This window comes from Deinococcus sedimenti (genome assembly GCF_014648135.1).
Lineage (GTDB): Bacteria > Deinococcota > Deinococci > Deinococcales > Deinococcaceae > Deinococcus > Deinococcus sedimenti.
The window spans coordinates 1,235,172-1,257,603 of the sequence record NZ_BMQN01000001.1 but is presented as its reverse complement, the minus strand read 5'-3'; the positions used below and the strand labels follow the sequence as shown (position 1 = coordinate 1,257,603).

22 protein-coding genes and 2 tRNA genes are annotated in these 22,432 nt (G+C 70.2%); 16 read left to right on the top strand and 8 right to left on the bottom strand.

Features of this window, described 5'->3' with window-relative positions:
- Positions 1-40: 40 nt before the first annotated feature.
- Positions 41-529 carry a DUF4384 domain-containing protein gene (locus IEY69_RS06205; protein ID WP_189072194.1) on the top strand — a complete coding sequence of 163 codons (489 nt, stop codon included), beginning with the start codon at positions 41-43 and terminating at the stop codon, positions 527-529.
- 46 nt (positions 530-575) lie between these two features.
- On the opposite strand, the gene IEY69_RS06200 is transcribed toward IEY69_RS06205, so the two are convergent.
- A complete protein-coding gene (locus IEY69_RS06200; RefSeq protein WP_189072193.1) occupies positions 576-1,466 on the bottom strand; it encodes a hypothetical protein in 891 nt (296 codons plus the stop codon).
- A gap of 80 nt (positions 1,467-1,546) precedes the next feature.
- On the opposite strand from IEY69_RS06200, the gene IEY69_RS06195 reads away from it, so the two are divergent.
- From IEY69_RS06195 to IEY69_RS06180, 4 genes are all read left to right on the top strand, one after another.
- The gene (locus IEY69_RS06195; protein ID WP_189072192.1) at positions 1,547-1,912 is read left to right on the top strand and encodes a nucleotide pyrophosphohydrolase; all 366 of its coding nucleotides are present in this window, start codon (positions 1,547-1,549) and stop codon (positions 1,910-1,912) included.
- Positions 1,909-2,445 carry a YfiT family bacillithiol transferase gene (locus IEY69_RS06190; protein ID WP_189072191.1) on the top strand — a complete coding sequence of 179 codons (537 nt, stop codon included), beginning with the start codon at positions 1,909-1,911 and terminating at the stop codon, positions 2,443-2,445. The genes IEY69_RS06195 and IEY69_RS06190 overlap by 4 nt, the downstream gene beginning before the upstream one ends.
- Positions 2,446-2,458: 13 nt before the next feature.
- Positions 2,459-2,968 carry a Nudix hydrolase gene (locus IEY69_RS06185; RefSeq protein WP_189072190.1) on the top strand — a complete coding sequence of 170 codons (510 nt, stop codon included), beginning with the start codon at positions 2,459-2,461 and terminating at the stop codon, positions 2,966-2,968.
- A gap of 332 nt (positions 2,969-3,300) precedes the next feature.
- Positions 3,301-4,281 (top strand): vWA domain-containing protein, encoded by a 981-nt coding sequence (locus IEY69_RS06180; protein ID WP_189072189.1) that lies wholly within the window; start codon positions 3,301-3,303, stop codon positions 4,279-4,281.
- A gap of 22 nt (positions 4,282-4,303) precedes the next feature.
- Here the strand turns inward: IEY69_RS06180 and IEY69_RS06175 are convergent, their stop codons facing one another.
- Entirely contained in the window at positions 4,304-6,166 is a 1,863-nt protein-coding gene (locus tag IEY69_RS06175; protein ID WP_373290993.1) for a phosphodiester glycosidase family protein, read from the bottom strand.
- 118 nt (positions 6,167-6,284) lie between these two features.
- On the opposite strand from IEY69_RS06175, the gene mglB reads away from it, so the two are divergent.
- From mglB to tmk, 7 genes are all read left to right on the top strand, one after another.
- Positions 6,285-6,770, top strand: coding sequence for a GTPase-activating protein MglB (mglB, locus tag IEY69_RS06170; protein WP_189072188.1), 486 nt, complete (start codon positions 6,285-6,287; stop codon positions 6,768-6,770).
- Between the two features lie 54 nt (positions 6,771-6,824).
- The gene (gene mglA, locus IEY69_RS06165) at positions 6,825-7,415 is read left to right on the top strand and encodes a GTPase MglA (protein WP_189072187.1); all 591 of its coding nucleotides are present in this window, start codon (positions 6,825-6,827) and stop codon (positions 7,413-7,415) included.
- A 197-nt stretch (positions 7,416-7,612) separates the two neighbouring features.
- Positions 7,613-8,284: a TrmB family transcriptional regulator gene (locus IEY69_RS06160; RefSeq protein WP_046842813.1), complete on the top strand. Its 672-nt coding sequence runs from the start codon at positions 7,613-7,615 to the stop codon at positions 8,282-8,284.
- 82 nt (positions 8,285-8,366) lie between these two features.
- Positions 8,367-8,442 (top strand) — tRNA-Ala (locus IEY69_RS06155).
- Positions 8,443-8,476: 34 nt separating this feature from the next.
- Positions 8,477-8,553 (top strand) — tRNA-Met (locus IEY69_RS06150).
- A gap of 107 nt (positions 8,554-8,660) precedes the next feature.
- The gene (locus IEY69_RS06145; RefSeq protein WP_229783674.1) at positions 8,661-9,452 is read left to right on the top strand and encodes a Nif3-like dinuclear metal center hexameric protein; all 792 of its coding nucleotides are present in this window, start codon (positions 8,661-8,663) and stop codon (positions 9,450-9,452) included.
- Positions 9,453-9,457: 5 nt separating this feature from the next.
- Positions 9,458-10,078 carry a dTMP kinase gene (tmk, locus tag IEY69_RS06140; RefSeq protein WP_189072398.1) on the top strand — a complete coding sequence of 207 codons (621 nt, stop codon included), beginning with the start codon at positions 9,458-9,460 and terminating at the stop codon, positions 10,076-10,078.
- A gap of 57 nt (positions 10,079-10,135) precedes the next feature.
- Here the strand turns inward: tmk and IEY69_RS06135 are convergent, their stop codons facing one another.
- The gene (locus IEY69_RS06135) at positions 10,136-10,987 is read right to left on the bottom strand and encodes a glutaminyl-peptide cyclotransferase (protein ID WP_189072185.1); all 852 of its coding nucleotides are present in this window, start codon (positions 10,985-10,987) and stop codon (positions 10,136-10,138) included.
- Between the two features lie 111 nt (positions 10,988-11,098).
- On the opposite strand from IEY69_RS06135, the gene IEY69_RS06130 reads away from it, so the two are divergent.
- Positions 11,099-13,315 carry an alpha-glucosidase gene (locus tag IEY69_RS06130; protein ID WP_189072184.1) on the top strand — a complete coding sequence of 739 codons (2,217 nt, stop codon included), beginning with the start codon at positions 11,099-11,101 and terminating at the stop codon, positions 13,313-13,315.
- Here the strand turns inward: IEY69_RS06130 and queG are convergent.
- The 4 genes from queG to gnd all read right to left on the bottom strand — a co-directional run bounded on the left by queG (position 13,292) and on the right by gnd (position 18,381).
- The gene (queG, locus tag IEY69_RS06125; protein ID WP_189072183.1) at positions 13,292-14,404 is read right to left on the bottom strand and encodes a tRNA epoxyqueuosine(34) reductase QueG; all 1,113 of its coding nucleotides are present in this window, start codon (positions 14,402-14,404) and stop codon (positions 13,292-13,294) included. The two genes, IEY69_RS06130 and queG, sit on opposite strands and share 24 nt — an antisense overlap.
- A gap of 83 nt (positions 14,405-14,487) precedes the next feature.
- On the bottom strand, positions 14,488-15,432 hold the full coding sequence (locus IEY69_RS06120) for a glucose-6-phosphate dehydrogenase assembly protein OpcA (RefSeq protein ID WP_189072182.1): 945 nt from the start codon (positions 15,430-15,432) through the stop codon (positions 14,488-14,490).
- 16 nt (positions 15,433-15,448) lie between these two features.
- Positions 15,449-17,260, bottom strand: a complete 1,812-nt coding sequence (gene zwf / locus IEY69_RS06115; protein WP_189072181.1) for a glucose-6-phosphate dehydrogenase — start codon at positions 17,258-17,260, stop codon at positions 15,449-15,451.
- The gene (gnd, locus tag IEY69_RS06110; RefSeq protein WP_229783672.1) at positions 17,257-18,381 is read right to left on the bottom strand and encodes a phosphogluconate dehydrogenase (NAD(+)-dependent, decarboxylating); all 1,125 of its coding nucleotides are present in this window, start codon (positions 18,379-18,381) and stop codon (positions 17,257-17,259) included. The genes zwf and gnd overlap by 4 nt, the downstream gene beginning before the upstream one ends.
- A gap of 167 nt (positions 18,382-18,548) precedes the next feature.
- Here gnd and IEY69_RS06105 point away from each other — a divergent pair, with 167 nt between their 5' ends.
- From IEY69_RS06105 to IEY69_RS06095, 3 genes are all read left to right on the top strand, one after another.
- A complete protein-coding gene (locus IEY69_RS06105) occupies positions 18,549-19,022 on the top strand; it encodes a MarR family winged helix-turn-helix transcriptional regulator (protein ID WP_189072180.1) in 474 nt (157 codons plus the stop codon).
- Between the two features lie 454 nt (positions 19,023-19,476).
- Complete coding sequence (gene mqnC, locus IEY69_RS06100; protein ID WP_189072179.1) at positions 19,477-20,661, top strand: cyclic dehypoxanthinyl futalosine synthase; 1,185 nt, start codon at positions 19,477-19,479, stop codon at positions 20,659-20,661.
- Positions 20,662-20,848: 187 nt separating this feature from the next.
- Positions 20,849-21,217 carry a hypothetical protein gene (locus IEY69_RS06095; protein WP_189072178.1) on the top strand — a complete coding sequence of 123 codons (369 nt, stop codon included), beginning with the start codon at positions 20,849-20,851 and terminating at the stop codon, positions 21,215-21,217.
- A 245-nt stretch (positions 21,218-21,462) separates the two neighbouring features.
- Here the strand turns inward: IEY69_RS06095 and IEY69_RS06090 are convergent, their stop codons facing one another.
- Positions 21,463-21,738 carry a hypothetical protein gene (locus IEY69_RS06090; protein ID WP_189072177.1) on the bottom strand — a complete coding sequence of 92 codons (276 nt, stop codon included), beginning with the start codon at positions 21,736-21,738 and terminating at the stop codon, positions 21,463-21,465.
- Positions 21,739-22,432: the final 694 nt, after the last annotated feature.

The window sequence follows — 22,432 nt, the reverse complement described above, 5'->3', positions numbered from 1 at the left end:
CACTCAGCTCCCGGTCAGTTTCGCGTCATAGGGTGATCACATGCGCAATGCGATTCTGCTCGGCACCCTGGCCCTGGGCCTCAGCGCCTGCTCTGTCACTGTCCGTCCCAACCTGAACCTGCAGGGGTCGGGCAGCAACCTGATTACCAGTTTCCGCCCGGACCGCGGCGAGGGCAGCACCTACGCGGTCGGGGAGTCCGTCCGGTTCCTGTTCAGCTCCCGGACCGCCGGGTACGTGACCCTGATTGCGTTGCAGGGCAGCGAGGCCAGCACCCTCGTCCGCAACGTGTACGTCCCGGCAGGCTCGACCGTGTTCCCGCGCGCTCAGGATGGCGTGACGTACAACGTGTCCTCCCCGCGCGGCATTCAGCGGGTCCGTGCGATCTTCACCCGCGTGCGTCCCACCACGGATCTCGTCCTGCGTGGCACGTACGATGAGGGCCGCTGGAACGCCACGAGCACCGCGTACCTGCAGCCGTACGCCGTCGAGGACCGCGACGTGCAGGAAACGTACCTGTACATCCGCTGACCTAAGGGAAACGGTGGGGGGGAGCCGGTCTGGCTGCCCCCCACGTTCAGTTGGGTCGGGGGCGGTGGGCCGGGCGGTCCCGGCGGACGGGTCGCCCCCCGACCCGCCAGTGCTGGATGAGGGTACGAACAGCGGCGCTGTCCAGACCGCCTGCGTGGATCAGGGCGGCCGTCATCTGCTCCCGTTCAGTCCGGTCCTCGCCGAGCAGCAGCAGCGCGCGGTTCTGCGCCAGTGCGGCGCGCGTGTCGTTGGTCCGCTCGGGCAGGTGCTCACGCGGGTGCGGCCAGTCCTGGGTGGGCCAGCGGGGCGAGACCTTCACGCTTTCCTCGGCCAGCCACTGCCACAGTGATGGGTCGGTCAGCACGCTCCGGGTCTTCACGGCGTGCAGGTCCGGTTGGGTGGTCCAGCGCCACGCGCCGGGGCGGGCGTACGCGGCGCGCAGCAGGCCCACGGCGGTCACCCTGCGGGTCATGCACGCGCGGCCCAGGCCGTCCTCGGCGGCCCAGTCGCGCAGGGTGCGGTGCAGTTCCGCGAACGTCCCGCCGGAGGCGACGACGTCCACCAGGGCCGCGCGGCGGTCCTCGCGGACCAGGGTGCGCGGGTGCAGGCCCGCCCCGGCCAGCAGGGGCCGCAGCGTGCGCGCCTGCGCCGGGGTCAGCGTGGCGTTCAGCAGGGACACGTTCAGCGTCGCCACGCGCTGAGGGGTGGGCACGCCGGACAGCAGGCCCAGCAGGTACGCCCGCAGCGGTTCGGGCGAGCGCCCGACGAACACCAGGTCGGCGCCGTCCGCCGCGACCAGCGCGCCCGCCAGGGCCGCCCGCAGCGCGGGGAGGTGCGCGCGGGCGTCCCCCAGGTCGGGCGTGACGCCCAGACCCTCGGGGCGGGTCAGGTCCCACACGGGGGGCCCGGCGTGCAGGGGGCGGGCGGATCGGGTCATGCCGTCATGGTGCGCCTCCGGGGCGCGGGGCGGCATCCGCTATCCGGCGCAGGGGCGGGTAGGCCGGTTATCCTGCGCGCATGAGCCTCACCTTTCAGGAAGCGAGTGCGCGGGTGGACGCCTTCATCGGTCAGTTCGAGGAGGGGTACTTCCCGCCGCTGCTGATGCTGGCCCGCCTGACCGAGGAGACCGGCGAGATCGCCCGCGTCCTGGCGCACCAGAACGGCAAGAAGCCCAAGGAGGGTGAGGACGCCGGGGATCTGGAGATGGAACTCGCGGACCTGCTGTTCGTGACGATCTGCATGGCGAACGAGCGGGGCCTGAGCCTGGAGCGGGGCTTCGAGCGGATGATGGCGAAGATCGAGCGGCGCGACGCGACCCGCTGGACCCGCAAGGAGGACCCGCAGGAGTCAGCGGATCGCGCGGCTGTGGAGGGCGCGCTGTGACGGCGGACCTGCGCTACCCGATCGGGCCGATGCCCACGCCGATGACGCTGACGCCTGCCGAGCGGGTGGAGGCGCTGGGGCACGTCTTCGCGCTGCCTGCCGACCTGTTCGAGGCGGTGCAGGGTCTCTCGGAGGCGCAACTGGGCACCCCGTACCGCGAGGGGGGCTGGACGGTGCGGCAGGTCGTGCATCACGTGGCGGAAAGTCATATGAACGCGTTCGTTCGCCTGAAGCTGGCCCTGACCGAGGACAATCCGGTCATCAAGCCGTACGAGGAGGACCGCTGGGCGACCCTGGCGGACCATGAGCTGGTGCCCGAGGTGAGCCTGAACCTGCTGGACGCGCTGCACTCGCGGCTGGGAATGCTGCTGGCGTCGCTGGACCCGCAGGGGGACGACTGGGCGCGCCCGTGGACGCATCCGGCGCAGGGCCGCACGTACAGCGTGGACACGCTGCTGGCGATGTACGCGTGGCACGGGCGGCATCACGTGGCGCAGATCACGGCCCTGCGTGAGCGGCTGGGCTGGTCGTGAGGCGGGTGGGCTGATGCAGTTCGGCCCGGAGTGGCATACCCCCGTGGAGCATCGCGCGGCGGGCGTCGTGATCCTGAACGAGGCGGGCGACATCCTGCTCGTGCGGGAGCGGGGCGTGCCCGGGAAGCGGCAGAAGGCTGGGCTGTGGCACATCCCTAGCGGGACCGTCGAACCCGGCGAGAACCCCCAGGACACGGCGGTGCGCGAGGCCTGGGAGGAGGCGGGCGTCCGCGCAGGCCTGCTGAAGTTCCTCGCGGCTTACCTGGGGCACTTCCCGGACGGCGAGCCGGTGCTGAGGCACGCGTGGCTGGCCGAGGCCCTGCCCGGCTCGACACTCGTCCCCACCCTGCCGGACGAGGTGCTGGAGGTCCGCTTCGTCCCGAAGGCCGAGTTCGACGCGCTGTACGACGCCGGGCTGATCCGCATGCACCACACGAAACTCTTCTACGAGGACGCCCTGCGCGAACGGGCCCGAGGGCCGGGCAGCAGTGTTCAATCTCACAGCGGTTTTCGGGTGTGGTGAGGGGTTCCCGCAGCACACCTGAAACGAGCGGACTCGCAGAGCTGCGAAGCAGAGCGAGAGGCCGTCGACAACAGCGGTTGGAAGTGAGGAGTCAGCAGCAGGTTTCTCAACTTCACGTCCCACCGCGTTGAGGGTCCAGTTCACCCTCTCTGAATGCGGCCGGGTGGCCCTGAATGCACCCGGGACCGGTGCCCCGATGAACTGAAGTGGGAGTGCATCGTCTCGGCGTTCTGTCGGGACTCTGTTGCGGCTGTTCATGAATTGCGGGGTGGGTGGCGTGACACGCCGCCCTGCTTACCGTCAGGGGCACTTCATCCCAGGAGGTCCCACCGATGCGACACACCACCCCACTGCTGATCACCTGCTCCCTGCTCCTCACGGCCTGCGGCGGATCGTCCGGCCCTGCGCAACCGGCCCAGCCGAGCCTCCCCCCGGCCGCGTCGTCCGGCGAGGTCAACGGATCGCGCCTCGTCGCGCAGGACACCTACCAGTTCAGCTTCACCCCCAAGAGCGGCGAGACGGTCACGGGGACCGCGCAGATCGACTCGGCGTCCGTACGCAACCTCAGTGCCGGGCAGGCGAACGTCAGGGTGTGCGGCAACGTGAAGGCCGGCGGCGACCTGACGGCGGCGCTGGCCCTGGATTCCACCGGCAGCATGTCCTGGAACGATCCGGACGACCGTCGCCGTCAGGCCGGGCACGCCTTCGCCAAACGCATGCGCAAGGAGGACATGGGTGCCGTCCTGTCGTTTGACGCCACCACCGGTCCCAGTGCAGGGCTGCGCGCCGCGCACCTGTGGCAGGACTTCACAGGGAATCAGGGTCTGATGACGGCCGCAGTGAACCACGCGACCTTCGTGGGGGGCAACACGCCGCTGTACGACGCGATCCTGGACGTCAGCGACCTGTTGAAGGCGACCGGAAAGACCAACACCCGCATCCTGATCCTCACCGACGGCGAGGACAACGCCAGCACGTCCACCGTGGACGACGTGGTCCGCACGGCGAACGCCAACGGCACCCCGGTGTACATCGTGGGTCTGGACGTGACCGGCGAGGTGGATTTCACGGTGTCGCAGGACATCACGTCCCGCACCGGCGGATTTTTTCAGCAGACCAACGACCCGGATGAGCTGACCGCCATGTTCGGCAGGCTCTTCAACAGCGCCGAGGCGGAGGGTTGCCTGGAACTGCAGTTCACGCAGAAACCCGCGCCCGGCACGGTCGTCACGGGTGAACTGGTGGTCCGTCTCAAGGACAACGGCAAGGCGGACAGCACCGTGGTGTCTCCCTTCACCGTCACGGTCCGCTGACGCCCCCTGCCAGCCGGGCGGCTCAGCGCCGCGCGGCCGGGACGAGGTCCGTGCGGGGCACCAGCACGATGGCGTTCGGCACGGACCGACTCCAGACGGTGTTCAGGTACCCGCCCAGGTTCGCGTACCCGCCGGTCACGTAGGCGGTGGCGCTGCTGCCACTGTCGAGGCGCACCGCGTCCCGCAGGCCCGCCTTCACCAGGGCGCCTGCGAACGCCTCTGGGCTGCCGTGCTCCAGAAACGCGATGGTGGGCTGTCCGGCCAGCGTCCCGAACGCCACCTGGCGGGTGGGGCGCCAGATGCTCGCGGCGGTGTTGAAGCCCTCGCGGGCGGGGTCCAGCGCCACCCGTCCGGCCTGCACGAGGAGCGGCCCGGCGCTCAGCGCGTCGGCGGCGGCGTTCCAGCTGCTGTCCGCCCGCCAGTTCAGTGTGGCGGTCAGGGGCGCCCCGGCCGAGCGGGGCAGCTGCGGAAAGCGCGCCGGATCGAACGTGAACGCCAGCGTTCCGGCCGGCGGCGTGACCACCCCGGTCAGCGCGGACAGCACCTGGGCCGCGCCGGGTGTCAGCAGCAGCGTCGTCAGCTGATCGGCCCCGACGCGGGTGCGGCCGTCCCCGACGAACGCCGTCAGCAGGGATGGGTCCGGCCGGGCGCGCACGCTGTTCACGGTCACGCTGAACCCCGCGCCGCTCAGCACGTACCGGGGGCGTGGGTAACCGAACAGCGTCTCGCCCTGCGCGGTGAAGCCCAGCGTGGCGCGCTTCTCGAGGCTGGGCGCGGTCATCAGGCCGCCCACGGCGACGAGGTCCACGGGGAGGTGCGTGCCCGGGTCGAAGTACCCGCCGTTCACGCCGGCCACGCCCCCGGCACGCTTCACGAGGTCCGCGACGCCGCTGGCCTGCCCGGTCGGGGCGCTGACCACGCGCGGCTGGTAGCGGGCCGGGTCGAAACTCAGCAGGTGCAGGGCGCCCAGCTGCCGGTACGTGACCCCCTCGGGCAGGGATTCCGGGTCGATGGGCGGGGGCACGGTGCCGTCCAGGTAGGTGGTCGTGTCGATCACGACTCGCTCGGGGTTGTTCAGTGTGAAGATCTCACTGCGGCCCCCCCCGGTCGTGAGGTTCACGGTGGCGCCCTGCGGCGTCTGCGTGAGGGTCAGGGTGTCGCCGGATTCCAGGATTTGTGTGCCCGGCGTGACCGACACGCCTGCCAGCGTGACGCTCAGGCCGGTCTGGAGGCGCGTGACACTGGAGGCGGCCGCGCCGCTGAGTTCCAGCACGACGCGCTGCACCTCCACCGTGCGGTGCAGCGTGCGGCTCACGCGGACGGTGTCCAGGTTCACCGTGAATACCGGCGTGGGCTGCGGCAGGGGAGAGGGAGCGGGACCCGGTTGCGGGGCAGGGCCGGTCTGCGGGGTGGGGCCGGGAGCCGCTGGCACCCCGAGGTCCGGTGAGGGAGGGAGCGTCGCGATGGGGACACTGGCGGGCGCGGCGAAGTCCAGCAGGGTGGGCGTATCCGCCAGTACCGGCACGCCCAGCGCGGTCAGGGACGCCAGAGGCACGAACAGGCTGCCGCCGCTGAGCTGCGGAACGGGCAGCTTCACGGTCAGCGGGAAGCCCACGGCGCGCCAGCCGGTCGCCGGGGCGTACCGCAGTTCGCGCGGGCCGACCAGCAGGCGCAGGTCGCTCGGGTCGTTGCGGACCGTGACGCCCAGGCGCGGCAGGGTCCACACCGGCAGCATCTCGCCGCCCGGGAGGGGCTGCGTGCCCACGGCGGCCGGCTGCACCACGCCGCCGATCGCCACGGGCCGCGCGCCGGCCATTCCCAGCAGGGCGGCGCCCAGCAGCAGAAGGGCAGGTCGAAGGGCCTGGAATGGGCGGAATCCGTTCACGTGGCGGAGTGTAGCGCCCCCCTGCGCGCGGGCGGGTGAGCCGTCGAGTCAGATTCAGACAGTCCGGTCCGGCGTAGTGACGAGCTTGTATGAAAAGTGATTTTATACTTGCACCTATATGATCGAACCTTCACTGGCGCTGTACGGGGACGCCTTCGAACGCGTCGACGGCCTCATTCAGGAACTCCTTGACACCACCGGCGTCCGGTACGGCCTGCTGGTGGACCGCAAGGGCTTCGTTCTCTCTCACAAGGAGGCCCTGTGGGCGCCGCGCCCCCCTGCACTGGACAGCGTCGCGACACTGGTGGCCAGCAACGCCGCCGCCACCGCCGCCCTGGCGAACATGCTGGGCGAACGGACCTTCAGCGAGCAGATCCACCAGGGTGAAAACGGCACGCTGTACGTGGAATCCGTCGGCACCGACTCGCTCCTGACCCTGATCTTCGACGCCAGCGTTCCCCTCGGGAAGGTCAAGGTGTACGCCAAGAAAACCATCGGGCAGATCGCGTCGATCCTCGATGAACTCAAGGACATTCCCCCCGTGCAGCTGGGCGAGGACTTCAGCGCCGGCGCGACCTCGCTGCTCGACGATCTGCTGGGCTGATCCCCGGCTCATCCGACCCCTCACCGTTCGCCTGTTTCCCCCCAGAGGAGTTCCATGAGCACCATCAACTTCGCGGCGCGCGAAATCAACTGCAAGATCGTCTACTACGGCCCCGGCATGAGCGGCAAGACCACCAACCTCAAGCACGTCTTTTCCAAGGTGCCCGGTCACCTGCGCGGCGAGATGGTCAGTCTGGCGACCGAGGACGAACGCACCCTGTTCTTCGACTTCCTGCCCCTGGACCTGGGGACCGTGCAGGGCTTCAAGACCCGATTCCACCTGTACACCGTGCCCGGACAGGTGTTCTACAACGCCAGCCGCAAACTGATTCTGCGCGGCGTGGACGGCATCGTGTTCGTCGCCGACAGCGCCCCCAACCGCCTGCGCGCCAACGCCGAGAGCATGCGCAACCTGCGCGAGAACCTGCTGGAGCACGGCATCGACGTGCGCGACGTGCCGATCGTGCTGCAGGTGAACAAGCGCGACCTGCCTGACGCCCTGCCGCTCGATATGATCCGCGCGGTCGTGGACCCCAAGAAGGAACTCATGATCTTCGAAGCGGTGTCCGACAAGGGCGTGGGCGTCTTCGAGACCCTGAAGACCGTCAGTCGGCTGGTCCTCGAACGGCTCTCTCAGAACAAGTAAGCCGGATCCCGACGGCTTCACGAGCACCCCGGCGTCTTTCCGGGGTGCCATCACTCTTCCCTGGCCACTCACCCTTCAGGTGTGGGCGGTCCTCTGCATGCTGGCCTGCCGGGCCACGCGGCGCCGCCGCCGGGCACGTCTCCTGATCTTCCGCGGCGGGCCGACCCCGGGGGGCGCATCCCGTATGCTGAGGCGTAATGAGCGCCGTGATTCACCTGCAAGCGCTCGGGCTGACCGAGTACGAGGCCCGTGCCTACACCGCCCTGCTGGCCCTGGGCCGCGCCGTTCCGGCCCGCGTGGCCCGGCAGGCCGGCATTCCCCGGCCCAAGATCTACGAGACGCTCGAGCGGCTCGAGGGGCGCGGTCTGGCCGCCAAGGTGGGGCAGAATCCCCTGGAGTACGCCCCGCTGAGCGCCCGCGAGTACCTCGCCCGCGCCCGGCGCGCCTTCGACGACCGCCTGGGCGCCCTGGACCGCGACCTGTCTCGCCTCGCCCCCGACCCGGCCCCGGAGGCGGTGTACCACCTGTACGGCGAGGCGGCCATCCGCAGCCTGTGCGAGGACCTGACCCTGAACGCACGCCGCAGCCTGTTCATGGCCGGTGAGGCCAGCTTCGCGGACCGCTTGGAACGCCTCAGCCCGCGCGGCGTGGACCTGTACCGCACGCCGCTGACGAATCTGCCCGCGATTGCCGCGCCTGGCCAGCGCGCGTTCCTGCTCGCCCGCGACGGCGAGGCGGCCCTGGTCGCGCACTTCATCGACGAGGGCGGCGTCGGCGAGGCGCACGGCGTCCACACGCACAACCCCGTGATCATCCATCTGATCGAGGGGTACGTGCAGCTGGCCGCGCAGCAGCTCCAGCCGCGCTGACCGCGCCCCGCACGGCGTATTGACAGTCCGGAAAGTCGCTGCTAGCATAGCTGAGCCTCAAACGAGGCAGCAAGGTCAGCGAGGGGCTGTGGCGCAGTTGGGAGCGCGTCTGAATGGCATTCAGAAGGTCAGGGGTTCGAATCCCCTCAGCTCCACCAGAAGGTGCCCCGCACGCACGCGGGGCTTTTTCAAGGCGATGTAGCTCAGCTGGTTAGAGCGAACGACTCATAATCGTTAGGTCCCCGGTTCAAGTCCGGGCATCGCCACCAACAGAACTCCGACCCCCAGTGGGTCGGGGTTTTTGCTTTGCTGAGCGCGTTCCTGCGTGTGAGACGGCACCCTGCGCGGGTGGGGGCGCAGGACTAGAATGCCTGTCATGTCGTATGTCTCATTGACCCCCACCCGCGGCGAGGTGTCCCGTGACACCCTGGTCCGCTGGCTGAACGAGTACCTGAACGTGGGGGCCTTCAAGGACCCCAGCCTGAACGGCCTGCAGATCGAGGGCACCGGCACGGTGCGGCGCGTGGCGGTCGCGGTGGACAGCAGCCTGAAGACCATCCAGCACGCGGCGGACAGTGGCGCGGACCTGCTGATCACGCATCACGGTCTGTTCTGGGGTGATCCGCTGGCTCTGAGTGGCCCGCACCGTGAGCGGGTCCGCGCGGCGCTGATGGCGGACCTGAACCTGTACGTGTCGCATATTCCGCTGGACGCGCATCCGGTCGTGGGGAACAACGCGATGATCGCGCAGGCGCTGACGCTGCAGAACACCGAACCGTTCGGCGAGTGGGCCGGCGGGAAGATCGGCATTGCAGGGGAGTTGCCGTTCGAGCAGTCCCTGCAGGACTTCGCGGACCGCGTGCAGAAACTGACCGGGGAGATCTGCCTCGTGCACGGGGGCGGGCGCTCCCCGACCGTGCGGCGCCTGGGCGTCCTGAGCGGCAGCGGCGCGGGCAGCATCGCCGAGGCGGCCGCAATGGGCCTGGATACACTGCTGACCGGCGAGCCGGAGCACAAGCACTTCCATGACGCGTTCGAGTACGGCGTGAACGTCATCTACGCCGGGCACTACGAGACCGAGGTGTTCGGCGTGCGCGCCCTGGCCGCCCGCCTGGAGGACGAGTTCGGGCTGGCGTGGCAGTTCCTGCACCACCCCACCGGCCTGTGACGCCCCTGCATCCGGGGCTGTTCGTCAGCTTCGAGGGACCCGAGGGAGCTGGCAAGAGCACGCAACTGGCCCGGCTGGGCGCAAGGTTGGACGCGGATGGTATTCCGCACCGCCTGACCCGCGAGCCCGGCGGGACGCCCCTGGGCTCGCGGGTGCGCGAGGTGCTGCTCGACCCCACCCTGACCATCGACCCGCTGCCGGAGTTCCTGCTGTACTCCGCGAGCCGCGCGCAGCTGGTCGCCAACGAGATCCGCCCGGCGCTGAAGCGGGGCGAGGTGGTCGTGTGCGACCGCTACGCCGAGTCCAGCCTCGCGTACCAGGGAGCGGGGCGCGGCCTGCCCGTGAACCTCCTGCGGGAGATCACGCTGGCCGCCACGGACGGCCTCACGCCGGACCTGACGGTACTGCTCGACCTGGACCCGCAGGTGGGTCTGGAGCGGGCCGCGCGCCGCGGGCAGCCCGACCGGCTGGAGCAGGCGGACCTGGACTTCCACCGCCGCGTGCGGGCCGGGTTCCTGCACCTGGCGGAGCAGACTCCGGCGCGCTTCCTGGTGCTGGACGCCACCCGCGCGGAGGACGACCTGGCGGGCGCGATCTGGCAGGCGGTGCAGGCGCGACTGCCCTGACCGCGAGGCAGGGTAGAGGGGGCGGCCGATCAGTGGCCGCCCCCTTCTGCGTTCAGGTCAGCGCCGGGTGCGGGCGCGGCCGGTCGTGCCGGGGTCCTCGGCCTTCACGCCCGGCAGTTTCACCTCGAACACCGTCGGCCAGCGTTTGCCGGTCAGTAGCAGCGTGCCGCGCTCGGGGACGAACGCGATGCCGTTGGGCACGTCGTCGAAGGTCAGGGCGTGCCCGGCCTTCGCGGCGGCGGCGCTGACCTCGCGCGTCAGGCCGGAGACGTCGATCCAGGCGGTGACCTTCCCGGTCTGCGGGTCGATCCGCGCGATGCGGTCGGTCAGCCACACGTTGGCGTACACGCTGCCCTGCACGTACTCCAGTTCGTTCAGGTTCTTCACGGGCTGCCCGGCGTCGGTCACCTGAACGCTGCGTTTGACCCGGAACGTCTTGGGGTCGCGCCACACCAGCGTCGGTGAACCGTTGCTCATGATCAGGGCCTTGCCGTCGGTGGTCAGGCCCCAGCCCTCGCCGCTGTAGCGGAATCGCCCGGTCTCCTTGAGGGTCGCGGCGTCGAAGGTGACGGCCACGCCGTCCTCCCAGGTGAGGTGGTACGCCACGCCGTTCAGGGCCGTGACGCCCTCGCCGAACGCGCCCGCGATGGGCGTCGCGACCCGCGCGAGGACCTTCCCGGTCTTCAGGTCCACGCGGCGCACGCCGGACTGACCGACGACGCCGGTGCTTTCCAGCAGCGTGCCGCCCCCCAGGTACTGCAGGCCCTGCGTGAACGCCGCGCGGTCATGCAGGAAGCGGGCGGTGACGGTGGGGGTCAGGACAGGTGTCGCGACCGACTGCGCCACCCCCGGCGGCAGGAGGATCAGGGCAGTCAGGGCAGTCAGCAGACGAGGGCGCACGCCTCCCATGGTAGCGGGCGGCGGGGGCGTGGCGCGTGGGCCATCTGGCGCAATCTCCTGTCACCCGCGCGTGGAACAGAACCGCGCTGGCCGCGCCACCTGTGGCAGCATGAGCCCTGCATGAACAACGTGAAGAAGAGGAGCGTCCTGGCCGCGCGGATCGCCGGGACTACCCTGGGACTCGGCCTTCTGGCCACCCTGATCCCCGTCCTGAACGGTGGTATCCGTCCCGCACCGTCCCCACGCGCCGTGAGCGCCCACCTGAGCGGCGCGGCGCGGGACGTGCAGGCCGGACCGCTGCGCCTGCGCGCCGGGGCTGGACAGTGGACGGTCGAGCAAGCCGGGCAAGTCGTGTGGCAGGGTGCTGGCGGCCTGTACGCCCAGCAGGTGGACGTCACGTACAGCGAGGCGCGCGGCATGATCCGCACCCGCGAACGCGTGCGCCGCAGCTGCGCCGCGCAGAGCGTCACCGACGCCACCCCTGCCGCCGGCAGCATCACCGTCCGGGGCACACTGGCGTGCGGGGTGACGGGCGTGCCGTACACCCTCACCCTCCGCGCCGAGGGGAACCGCCTGGACGTCACCGCGCAGGTGCCAGAAGGGTCCGGCCTGAACCGCGTCGGCCTCAGCGGCGACCTGCGCGGCGCGCGCGTTACGGGCGGCGGCGAGCAGTTCACGCTGGACCTCACCGGACAGCGCGTCCCGGTCATCGTCAGCGAGCAGGGCGTCGGGCGCGGCGAACAGCCCCTGACGTTCCTGGCGAACCTCACGCAGAACGGTGCGGGCGGCACCCGCTGGAGTACCTACGCGCCCACGCCGCACCTGCTCCTGCGCCAGCCGGACGGGTCGGGCGTCAGCGTGCTGGGCCTGAACACCGAGCCCGGCGCGCTCGACACCCGCGCCGGACGCTGGCGGCTGGAGGCGGACGCCACCACCCTCCGCGTCCACCTGACCGCCGGGCCCGACGCCCGCAGCCTCGTGCGGGCCGTCACGGCGGACACCGGCCGCATGGCCCCCCTGCCCGCCTGGACGGGGCAGGGCGTGATCCTGGGCATGCAGGGCGGCACCGCGCGCGTCCGCGACGCCTACCGCCGCGCGAAGGCCGCCGGGGTGCCCGTCGCGGCCCTGTGGCTGCAGGACTGGGTGGGGCAGCGCACCACCAGCTTCGGCAAGCAACTGTGGTGGAACTGGGAACTGGACCGCGACCACTACGCCGGGTGGGCCGACCTGCGCGCCGAACTGCGCCGCGACGGCGTGCGCGTCCTGGGGTACGTGAACCCCTTCCTGACCGACGTGAGCGGCAAGGGCAACGCCCGCCGCGACCTGTACCGCGAGGCCGCGAAGAAGGGCTACCTGCTGCGCCGCGTGGACGGCACGCCGTACGACCAGCGGAACACGTCGTTCAGCGCGGCGCTCGTGGACCTCAGCAACCCGCAGGCCGCCGCGTGGCTGCGCGGCGTGCTGACCGATGCGCTGCGCGACGCGGACCTGGACGGCTGGATGGCCGACTTCGGCGAGAGCGTCCCCCTGGACGCCGCGCCCGCCCGCGGCACCCCGCTGGACCTGCACAACCGCTACCCCGGCCTGTGGCAGGACCTGAACCGACAGGTCATCGCGGACCTGGGCCTGACCGGCGAGGCGCTGGTGTTCCACCGCAGCGGCTTCACCACCAGTCCCGGCCGGACCGTGGCGTTCTGGGCCGGGGATCAACTCGTGAACTGGGGGCAGCCCGACGGACTGGCCTCCGCCCTGAGCGGCCTGCTGAGCGGCGGCCTGAGCGGCCTGAGCCTCAACCACGCCGACGCCGGTGGGTACACGACGATCACGCAGGCGCCGCTGAACATCCGCCGCAGCGGCGAACTGCTGGACCGCTGGCTGGACTTCAGCGCGTTCACGCCCCTGCTGCGTACCCATGAGGGCAACCGCCCCGCCGCGAACGCCCAGGCGTACGACCCCGCGCACGTCCGCACCCTGGCCCGCGCCGCCCGACTGTACGCCGCGCTGGCCCCCTACCGCGCCGCGCTGATGCGCGAGGCGCAGCGGGACGGCACGCCCCTGATGCGGCCTTTGTGGTTCGAGTTCCCCGCCGAGCCGCTGGAGGCGCACCCCAGCGCGTACCTGCTCGGCGCGGACCTGCTGATCGCCCCGGTCCTGAATCCCGGCGTGACCCGGCAGGAGGTGCACCTGCCCGCCGGGATCCGCTGGGTGCACGCCTGGACCGGCACGCCCCACGAGGGCGGGCAGAGCGTCACCGTGGACGCCCCGGTCGGCCAGCCCCCGGTGTTCGTGCGGGAGGGTCGGGCGGACCTCCTCTCAGCCCTGCGCGCCGTCCAGTAAGCCAAGTACAGAGGCCCGCACCATCTCGTGCGGATCGTCCAGCAGGGGGCGCACCTGTTCCAGTTCGCCCCACTGCGCCAGTGCCCAGGCGGCCGCCTCCCGCACCTCCCAGGCGGGGTCCTGCGCGCCCGCGAGGAGCAGCGGCCAGCCCTGCGGCGCGCGGGTGTTCCCCAGGACCGTCAGGGCGTTGCGGGCCATGCCCTTGCGCCGGGGGCGCAGGAACGCCGTGCCCGCCCACTGCCGCTCGAACTCCCGCTCGCTGACCCCGAAGAAACGGGACAGGTCCGGATGGGCCAATTCCGGGTTGGGTGTCAGCAGCTGCGCCAGCGGTCCTGCCTTCAGGGTCCAGGGGCAGACCTCGCTGCACACGTCACAGCCGAACAGCCACTCGCCCATCCCGGCGCGTAACTCGTGGGGTACCGGCCCGCGGTGCTCGATGGTCAGGTACGACACGCAGCGCCGCGCGTCGATCGCCCGGTCCGGACCGATGGCGTCCGTCGGGCAGGCCGTCACGCAGCGCATGCAGCGCCCGCAGCGGTCCGGGTGCGCCTCCGCCCCGCCGGGGTGCGGGAGGTCGGTCAGCAGGACCGCCAGCGTCACGAACGCGCCCAGCTGCGTGCTGACCATCATCCCGGACTTCCCCCGCCAGCCCAGGAACGCGCCGGACGCGAACAGCCGCTCCATGATGGGGCCGTGATCCACGTACCCGCGCGCCCGCACGCCCAGCCGCGCCGCCTCCGCCTCCAGGCACGACAGGACCGGCTGTAATTGATCGTGGTAGTCCGGCGTCCACGCGTAGCGCGCCACGCGGCCCACCCGCACGCCCCCCTCCGGCACGGGTGGCGGCGCGAACGCGTGCGACACGCCCAGCACCAGCACGCTCTGCACGCCCTCCAGGCGCTGCGCGGGATCGGCCCGCACCGGCAGTTGCCGCTCCAGGTAACCCATGCCCGCGTGCCGTCCCGCCGCGAGCCACCCCGCGTACTCGTCCACCGCCGCGCGCGGCACCCGCGCCGGAGCCCACCCCACCGCGTCCGCCCCCAGGCTCAGGGCGAGGTCGTGCAGCCGGTCATGGGGCGAGGCGCTCATCGCCGCGCAGTATGCCGCGCCGTCCGGACCGAAAAGGGGAGAGGCCGCACCAGATCAGCGGCGCGGCCCCTCCTGTCGTGCGGTTACAGTGTCTGTTTCGCCAGTGTCCAGGCGCGTTCGAAGACCTCGCCGCGTTCGGGGCGGGCCATGACGCGCGCCAGTCCCTGCGCCAGCGTCATGCTGGGCACCGGGACCTCGCTGACGCGCTGCGTGCCGTCCCAGTGGCAGGCGGCCAGGGCGATGTCGCCGCCCTCGGCCTTCAGGCTGAAGGTCACGCCCTCGCCGCGCAGTTCGACGCCGCACAGGTCGCCGTTCTCGCGCCCGCAGCGGCCCATCTTGAACTCCACGTCGCGCAGGTCGCTCCAGCCCAGCGTGCTCGCGATGAAGCCCGCGAACAGCCGCGCCGGGAGGTCCTTCTTCCCGGCGTGCCGGACGGTCAGGTGCGTCACGCGGGGCAGCTGACGGGCCGCGTCCGGCGAGTCGAACAGCTGCGCCAGCGCCTCACGCCAGCTCGCCGAGCGGCTCCAGCCCAGGTCCGCCAGCGCGTAGTGCCGCGACGGGGGCACGTCCAGCGTCAGGCTGTCCACGATCACCTGATCGGCGATCTCGGTCAGTTCCGCCAGCAGTGTGCCCTCGGGTCGGCTGTCCGCGCCCCACCAGACGTGGTTCACGGTCGCCGGGCGGATCAGCGGCAGGATCGCGCCCTGGAGCTGCTCGGGGCTGGCTTCCAGCGTCAGGCGTTCCACGTACAGCCCGCCGGTCTGCGGGACCAGTGCGGCGTGCACGGTCAGGTCGTCGGTGCCGTCCATCACGCCGATGATCTGCCGTCCCGCGTAGCGGCCCTCCAGGCCCGCGAGGGCCTCCTGCACGCGGCCCAGGTGCTTCTTCACCGTCAGGGCGATCATGTTGCCGGTGTAGGCGCGGGTTTCCACGTTCGTCTGCGCCCACAGTTCGTCCAGGGTCGCCTGGGCCTTGCGGACGGTGGTGTCCACCGGCCCCAGCGGTTTCAGGTCCGTCGCGTATGTCACGCGCTCACCTCCCGGTTCACAGGCGCCGCCAGCGGCGGTCCTCGCCCATCAGGTCGTCGGCCGCGTCGGGACCCCAGGTGCCGGACGTGTAGTTCGGGAAGTCCGGCCCCTCACCCTTGCGCGGTTTGCGGGCCGGGTCGGCGTCCCACTCGCTGAGGATCCCGCTGACGATCTGCCACGCGAGGTCCACCTCGTCCTCGCGGGGGAACAGCGTCGCGTCGCCCACCATCGCGTCGAGAAGCAGGCGCGAGTACGGGCTTTCGAGCTGCGCGCCGAACGCGTCGTAGCGGAAGTCCATGACGACCTCGCGCAGGACCATCTCCTGCCCCGGCGTTTTGCTGCTGAACTTCAGGCTGACGCCCTCGTCCGGCTGGATGCGGAACGCCAGCACGTTGCGTTCCAGGCCGCCGGGGAAGATGCCCAGCGGGGGGCGCTTGAACACCACGGCGATCTCCGTGACCTTCTTCGGCAGTCGTTTGCCGGTCCGCAGGAAGAACGGCACGCCCTGCCAGCGCCAGTTGTCCACCTCCAGCTTCAGCGCCACGTACGTGGGGGTCACGCTGCCCTCGCGCACGCCGGGCTCGTCGCGGTAACCGGGGACCTTCTCGCCGTACAGGGTGCCCGCGCCGTACTGGCCGCGCACCGCGACCTCCTGCACGCGCCCGCTGGGGATCTCCTTCACGGCGCGCAGCACCTTCACCTTCTCGTCGCGGATGGCGTCCGCGTCGAAGGCCGCCGGGGGCTCCATGGCGGTCAGGGCGAACAGCTGCATCAGGTGGTTCTGCAGCATGTCGCGCACCACGCCCGCCTCCTCGTAGTACCCGGCGCGGCCCTCCAAGCCCAGGTCCTCGGCGGCCGTGATCTGCACGTGATCCACGTACCCACGGTTCCACAGCGGCTCGAAGATGGCGTTCCCAAAGCGGATCGCCATGAGGTTCTGCACCGTCTCCTTGCCCAGGTAGTGGTCGATGCGGTACACCTGCGACTCGTTCCACACGTGATGAATCGCGTCGTTCAGCGCCCGCGCGGACGCGAGGTCCCGCCCGAATGGTTTCTCGATCACCAGGCGGCGCCAGCCCTCGGACTCGTCGGACAGGCCCAGGCGGCCCAGGCCGTTGCTGATCGGCTCGAACAGGCTCGGCGGCGTCGAGAGGTAGAACAGGGCGTTCTTACGTCCACCGTGCGCCTCCTCGGCGCGGTCGAGTTCACGGCCCAGCTTGGCGTACACCTCGTCCCCGGCGAAATCCCCGAACTCGTAGTACAGCAGTTCCCGGAACTTCTCCAGGCTGCCGGGCTGGATCGCGTCGGTTTCCTTGCTGTCCTTCAGCGCCTGGACGGCGTAGTCCTTGAACTGCTCGTCCGTCATCTCCTGACGGCCCACCCCGACGATGTTGAACGCACTGCCGAGCAGGCCGTCCTGCCACAGGCCGAACACGGCGGGCAGCAGCTTGCGGCGGGACAGGTCGCCGGTCGCGCCGAAGATGACCAGCGTCGCGGGTTCCGGCGCGCGGTTGCGGCGCATCAGCGCGCGGAAGGGGTTCGTGCCGTCCTCGCCGGGAGCGCCCGCACTGCTTTTGGGGGCGTTCTTCTTCGGGGCCGCTTTCTTCGCCTTCGGGGCGGCGTCGGCCACGCCGACCGCCTGCGCGGCGACCTTGCGGTCCACGTTCTCCTGCACCTCACTGGCCTTCACGCCTCTGGCGCGGGTGGACTTCGCGGGGGCGGCGCTGGCGGCCTTCTTCGCGGCGGGTTTCTTGGCAACAGGTTTCTTGGGGACCGGAGTCTTCGTCGTGTCTTTTTCGGGGCTGTTCTTCTTCGTGCTGCGGGTCATGCGTCACCCTTCACGCGCTGCTGCCCGGTCTCGCCCAGCTGTTCGGCGGCGCTCCCCTCGCCCGCGCTGGCCGTCTGGCCGATGTTTTCCGGCGCGGCCACCTTGGGGTGATCGCCGGGCGCCACCTCGGGCACCAGCCCCTCCTGGCGGGGCGACTCGATGGTCTTCACGGCGTGCCCACCGAACGCGCGGCGCATCGCCGAGAGCATCTGCCCGGCGTAGCTGACCTCCTGCTGGCTGCGGAACCGCATCTGCGTCGCCAGGGTGATCACGGGCGTGGGCACGCCCAGTTCGATGGAGTCGATGATCGTCCAGCGGCCCTCGCCACTGTCCGCCACGTAGTCCGAGAGCTTCTCGAACTCGGCCTTGTTCTGCAGCGCCTCGGCGGTCAGGTCCAGCAGCCAGGAGCGCACGACGCTGCCGTGCCGCCACAGTTCGGCGATCTGCGCCATGTCGAGGTTGAAGTCCTGGTGCGCCTTCATCAGCTCGAAGCCCTCGGCGTAGGCCTGCATCATGCCGTACTCGATGCCGTTGTGAACCATCTTCACGTAGTGCCCGCTGCCCGCCGGACCCATGCGGCCCCAGCCGCGGTCCGCGGCGGGTGCCAGCGCCTCGAAGGCGGGACGCAGCCGCTCGACGGCTTCCTCGGCGCCGCCGATCATCATGGCGTAGCCTTCCTTGAGGCCCCACACGCCGCCGGACGTGCCGACGTCCACGAAGTGAATGCCCTGTTCGGCGAGGTCCTCGGCGCGGCGGATGCTGTCCTTGTAGTTGCTGTTGCCGCCGTCGATGACGATGTCGCCGGGCGCGAGGCGGGAGGCGAGGTCGTCGATGACGCTCTGGGTGATCTTCCCGGCGGGCACCATGACCCACACGGCGCGCGTGCCGGGCTCGCCGAGCGAGGCGATCAGGTCGTCCATGCTGCGGGCACCGCGGGCGCCCTGACGTTCGATCTGCGCGACGGATTCCTCGCTGCGGTCGTAGCCGGTGACCTCGATTCCACCCTGGGTGAGGCGAAGAACCATGTTGCCGCCCATCTTGCCCAGTCCGATCATGCCTAGTTTCATGGTTGTCCTCCCGGCATGGAAGCGCTTCCGGCCTCCAGCCTCAACGTGCTGCACTATACGTCCAGCGTCCCGCAGGGGGTCCAGGGAAACCGCCGCCTTCAGACCGCATGAACACCCCACCACCGCATCAGGATTTTGACGGATACTCGTGGCAACGAATAAACTCGAGATGGAGGTGAGCAGCGGAACCGGACCGCCAGTCCGCCCGCTACCCTGAACCCATGACCGACACCCCCGCCCCCGGCGCGCCCGGCAGCCTGCATCACCGCGCCTACCTCGCCCTGCAACGCCTCGCGCTGCACCAGCACCGCCAGGGCGCCGACCTGTTCCGCGCCCACGGCCTCAGCGCCCCCCAGTTCAACGTCCTGCGCATCCTGCGCGGCGCCGGAGACGGCGGCCTGACCTGCAGCGAGATCGGCGACCGCCTCCTCGACCACGACCCCGACGTCACCCGCCTCCTCGACCGCCTCCAGAAGGCCGGACTGGTCACCCGGGACCGCGACCGGCCCGACCGCCGCATCGTCGCCACCCGACTGACCGACGCCGGACGGGACCTCCTGGCCCGCCTCGACCCGCCCCTGACCGACCTGCACGCCCGGCAGTTCGCCCACCTGACCGACCCACAGCTGCGCGACCTGCTCAGCCTGCTCACAGCGGCTTCCGGTGACCCCGAGGAACACGTTCAGTCCCGCTGACCCGAGCAGAGGGGACGATCGCCACCGGATAGCGAGGCGCCACGGAACCCCCGGGGCCTGGCGGGGACAGCGCCATGTGGGGAGCACCTGCGGTCATCTCATCAGGGGACATGAGCACCCGCGCGGCATCATCATTCCCGACCTCCAGACGGACGTGCCCGTTCCCGGCATCGGCGCGCCCTCCCATCCACCTTCTGCGCGGCGCCCTGTTGGTCCGCGTCGTGACCATATGCGCCTCCAGAATCCTGCGGACCGTGACCCTGCAGATCACCACCCGCTGGTGGACCTGAAAGCCGCGTTCCGCGAAGCGAACGGCCACCGTGCCGCCCGCTGCCCGTGTCGTGCTGTGTGCTGGGCCGGGGCAGGTGCACCCCGAACCCAGCGCCCCTGCGCCACCGGTACGTCCGTGAAAGGGGAGACCAATGCCCGCCGGGCGCGGTGCTACGCTCCGGACATGACCGCACCCGCCTCCACCGCCGCAGCGGGCGACCTGCTGCCCCGCGCCGCACGCGGCGACCGCCTGAGCCACCCCGAGATCGAGGCGCTGTACCACCAGCCCCTCCCGGACGTCGCCGCCGTCGCGCACCACCTGCGCCTCGCGCGCCGCGACCCCGACACCGTCACGTTCCTGATCGACCGGAACATCAACTACACGAACATCTGCAACGTCGGCTGCAACTTCTGCGCCTTCTACCGCACCCGCCGCCAGAAAGACAGCTACACCCTCGACTACGAGCAGATCAGCCACAAGATCCGCGAACTCGAAGCGGTGGGCGGCACCCGCATCCTGCTGCAGGGCGGCGTGAACCCCGACTTGGGCCTGGACTACTACACGGGCCTGCTGCGGCACGTCAAGGCGCACCACCCCACCATCCGCATCGACGCCTTTTCACCGGAAGAAGTCCTGTTCATGGAGAAGACCTTCGGCCTGAGCCTCGACGCGCTGCTCGACACGCTGATCGAGGCGGGCCTCGACGGGCTCCCCGGCGCCGGTGGCGAGATCCTCGAGGACGATGTGCGCGCGAAAGCCGCCCCCGCCCGCATCCGCAGCGAGGACTGGTTCCGGATCATCGACGCCGCGCAGCGCAAGGGCCTGTACACCATTGCCACCATGGTCATCGGCTTCGGCGAGACGTACGCGCAGCGCGCCAGCCACCTCCTGAAGATCCGCGAACAGCAGGACAAGGCGAACCGCGACTACGACGGCAACGGGTTCTCCGGCTTCGCCATGTGGACCCTGCAGACCGAACACACCCGCCTGCACGGCAAGGCGCCCGGCGCGACCGCGCACGAGTACCTGCAGCAGCTCGCCATTGCCCGCATCGCGCTGGACAACATCCCCAACATCCAGGCGTCCTGGCCCGCGCAGGGCTTCAAGGTCGGGCAGGCCGCGCTGTACTACGGCGCCAACGACCTGGGGAGCACCATGCTGGAGGAGAACGTCGTTTCCGCCGCCGCCGGACACGACCGCCACCAGGCGACCGTGCGCGAACTGATCCGCATCGCCGTGGACGCCGGCTTCACGCCCGCCATCCGCAACAGCCGCTTCCAGATCATCGAGCGGCCCGACGCGCAGGCCATCCTGAACCGCGCCCCTGAGAACCCCGAAGGCGACCGCGCCGTCGGCTCGGCCAGCTGAACCGAATCTCTGACCGCCCGGTCACCGACGACGGTCCTGCCCGGGCCAGGCCAATCAGCACACCCCCCGACTCGCCAGCATCAGCCCTCATGCCCGCGTGCTCTGCTGACTGCAGCCCTCGGAGGCAGTGAGGGCTGCGGTGCAGGCACCGGGCACCACCGTGAACCCGCGACCCGAGGAGCGCGCCATGCCCACCCTGGCCTTCATCTTCTGCGAAACCCGGCCGACCCACCCGGACCCCGCGCCCACCGGCGACTGGACCGGCGAGGCGCGCTTCCTGCTCGACCCCGCCCAGGACCTCCACGCGGCCCTTGAAGCCGCGGACGTCGCCGGGCGCGGCCACCCAGACGACCTGAGCGTGCAGGTCAGTGCCGAAGCCCTCTTCGAGGACGGGCACATCACCGGACAGACCGTCCTCAGCGCCGCCGACCTCGCCACGTTGACCGCTCACCTGCCCGAACTGCACCACCCCCGCATCATGGCCTGGGCCGCCTTCGCCTACGCGCTGGACAGCCAGGGACAGAACACCCGGTTCATCCTCTGGTTCGTGGAGTAACCCGGACGCCAGGCGGTCAACCCACAGCAGAAGTCAGAGGTATCGACGGTCTCCCTCGATACCTCTGACTGGAGCAGAGCGAGCACCTGAGAACGGCAACGGTTGGAGGTGGAGTCGAAGGGCGTGCTGTTCGCCCCTCACTGGAACTGAACACCGCTGTCCGTGAGCACCTGTCCACCATCCACCACAGAGAGCGGCTCCGCCGGGCACAGGCGGAGCCGCTCCAGAAAGAACTCAGGACAAGGTCACGCCGCGCCGGGCAGGTCCGTACCACCGAACTCCGCGGCGGTCCCGTCCCGCTGCACCTGCCGGACCAGATCCTCCAAGACCTGCCCATACAGACACGCACCCAGACCCGGCAGCCACGCCAACTCCAGCGTGACGTCGCCCAGATCCGGATGGACGCTGCGATGATGCCAGCCCGGCCCTTCCGCCTCCAGCACGAACTGGGAGGTCTGCACGAGAATTCTCACGCGGCCCTCTTCCGTCCGCGTATCACTGAAGTGACGGGTGACATTCATGCCCACAGCATATCCAGAGGCCCTGACCGGATTCATACGCCAAAGTGATGACCGACTGATGCGCGCCGATCCACACGCTCTTCACAGGGTGGTGGCCGGTTGGGAGCAGCAAAGGGCGACGGGCAGACGCACTGGACTGATACCGTGCTGGTGCAGCTTTGACGCTCATGATGGCCCTGGGCCTCTTGAGGTCCTGCCGAGCTTTCAGCTGTCAGGTTCTGACAGACCGGGCGGAGACGGCCAGACGCTCAACTGACTCCTCATGCTCGGCCATCGAGACCAGCAAGGACTGGGACAATCTCTGAGTCTTGCTCCTCACCCGTTGGAATCAGCTCATGCCCTGCATGCCGCAGGTACGTGTGACGGCGGTTTTCAGCTGGATTGAGGGATTTACCGCACACCCCAGAGGTCCGCTTCCAACCACTGACCTTCTCTCTGCTACTCACAGCGGCGTTCAGGGAGACTGAGGGGTTGTCTCAGTCTTCCTGAACCGAGCAGCGCGAGGATCCGCCGCTGTCAGCGGTTGGAGGTGAAATTGAAGGGCGTGCTTTTGGCCCTTCGATGGAATTGGAAACCGCTGTCAGATCAGCGGGTCCGCTCGATACCTCTGACAGCGGGTTTCAGGTGAGTGGATGGGTTCCCTTAACTCACCTGTAACGAACGGGGCGAGGAACTGTCGACAACAGCGGTTGGA

Bases quoted from the DNA above. Each gene is read 5' to 3' on its own strand.
- IEY69_RS06145 (WP_229783674.1), top strand. From the start codon at position 8,661: ATGTCGTATGTCTCATTGACCCCCACCCGCGGCGAGGTGTCCCGTGAC.
- IEY69_RS06205 (WP_189072194.1), top strand. From the start codon at position 41: ATGCGCAATGCGATTCTGCTCGGCACCCTGGCCCTGGGCCTCAGCGCC.
- queG (WP_189072183.1), bottom strand. From the start codon at position 14,404: ATGAGCGCCTCGCCCCATGACCGGCTGCACGACCTCGCCCTGAGCCTG.
- IEY69_RS06195 (WP_189072192.1), top strand. From the start codon at position 1,547: ATGAGCCTCACCTTTCAGGAAGCGAGTGCGCGGGTGGACGCCTTCATC.
- IEY69_RS06160 (WP_046842813.1), top strand. From the start codon at position 7,613: ATGAGCGCCGTGATTCACCTGCAAGCGCTCGGGCTGACCGAGTACGAG.
- IEY69_RS06180 (WP_189072189.1), top strand. From the start codon at position 3,301: ATGCGACACACCACCCCACTGCTGATCACCTGCTCCCTGCTCCTCACG.
- zwf (WP_189072181.1), bottom strand. From the start codon at position 17,260: ATGACCCGCAGCACGAAGAAGAACAGCCCCGAAAAAGACACGACGAAG.
- IEY69_RS06135 (WP_189072185.1), bottom strand. From the start codon at position 10,987: ATGGGAGGCGTGCGCCCTCGTCTGCTGACTGCCCTGACTGCCCTGATC.
- mglA (WP_189072187.1), top strand. From the start codon at position 6,825: ATGAGCACCATCAACTTCGCGGCGCGCGAAATCAACTGCAAGATCGTC.
- IEY69_RS06185 (WP_189072190.1), top strand. From the start codon at position 2,459: ATGCAGTTCGGCCCGGAGTGGCATACCCCCGTGGAGCATCGCGCGGCG.
- IEY69_RS06090 (WP_189072177.1), bottom strand. From the start codon at position 21,738: ATGAATGTCACCCGTCACTTCAGTGATACGCGGACGGAAGAGGGCCGC.
- IEY69_RS06105 (WP_189072180.1), top strand. From the start codon at position 18,549: ATGACCGACACCCCCGCCCCCGGCGCGCCCGGCAGCCTGCATCACCGC.
- IEY69_RS06130 (WP_189072184.1), top strand. From the start codon at position 11,099: ATGAACAACGTGAAGAAGAGGAGCGTCCTGGCCGCGCGGATCGCCGGG.
- mqnC (WP_189072179.1), top strand. From the start codon at position 19,477: ATGACCGCACCCGCCTCCACCGCCGCAGCGGGCGACCTGCTGCCCCGC.
- IEY69_RS06200 (WP_189072193.1), bottom strand. From the start codon at position 1,466: ATGACCCGATCCGCCCGCCCCCTGCACGCCGGGCCCCCCGTGTGGGAC.
- mglB (WP_189072188.1), top strand. From the start codon at position 6,285: ATGATCGAACCTTCACTGGCGCTGTACGGGGACGCCTTCGAACGCGTC.
- IEY69_RS06095 (WP_189072178.1), top strand. From the start codon at position 20,849: ATGCCCACCCTGGCCTTCATCTTCTGCGAAACCCGGCCGACCCACCCG.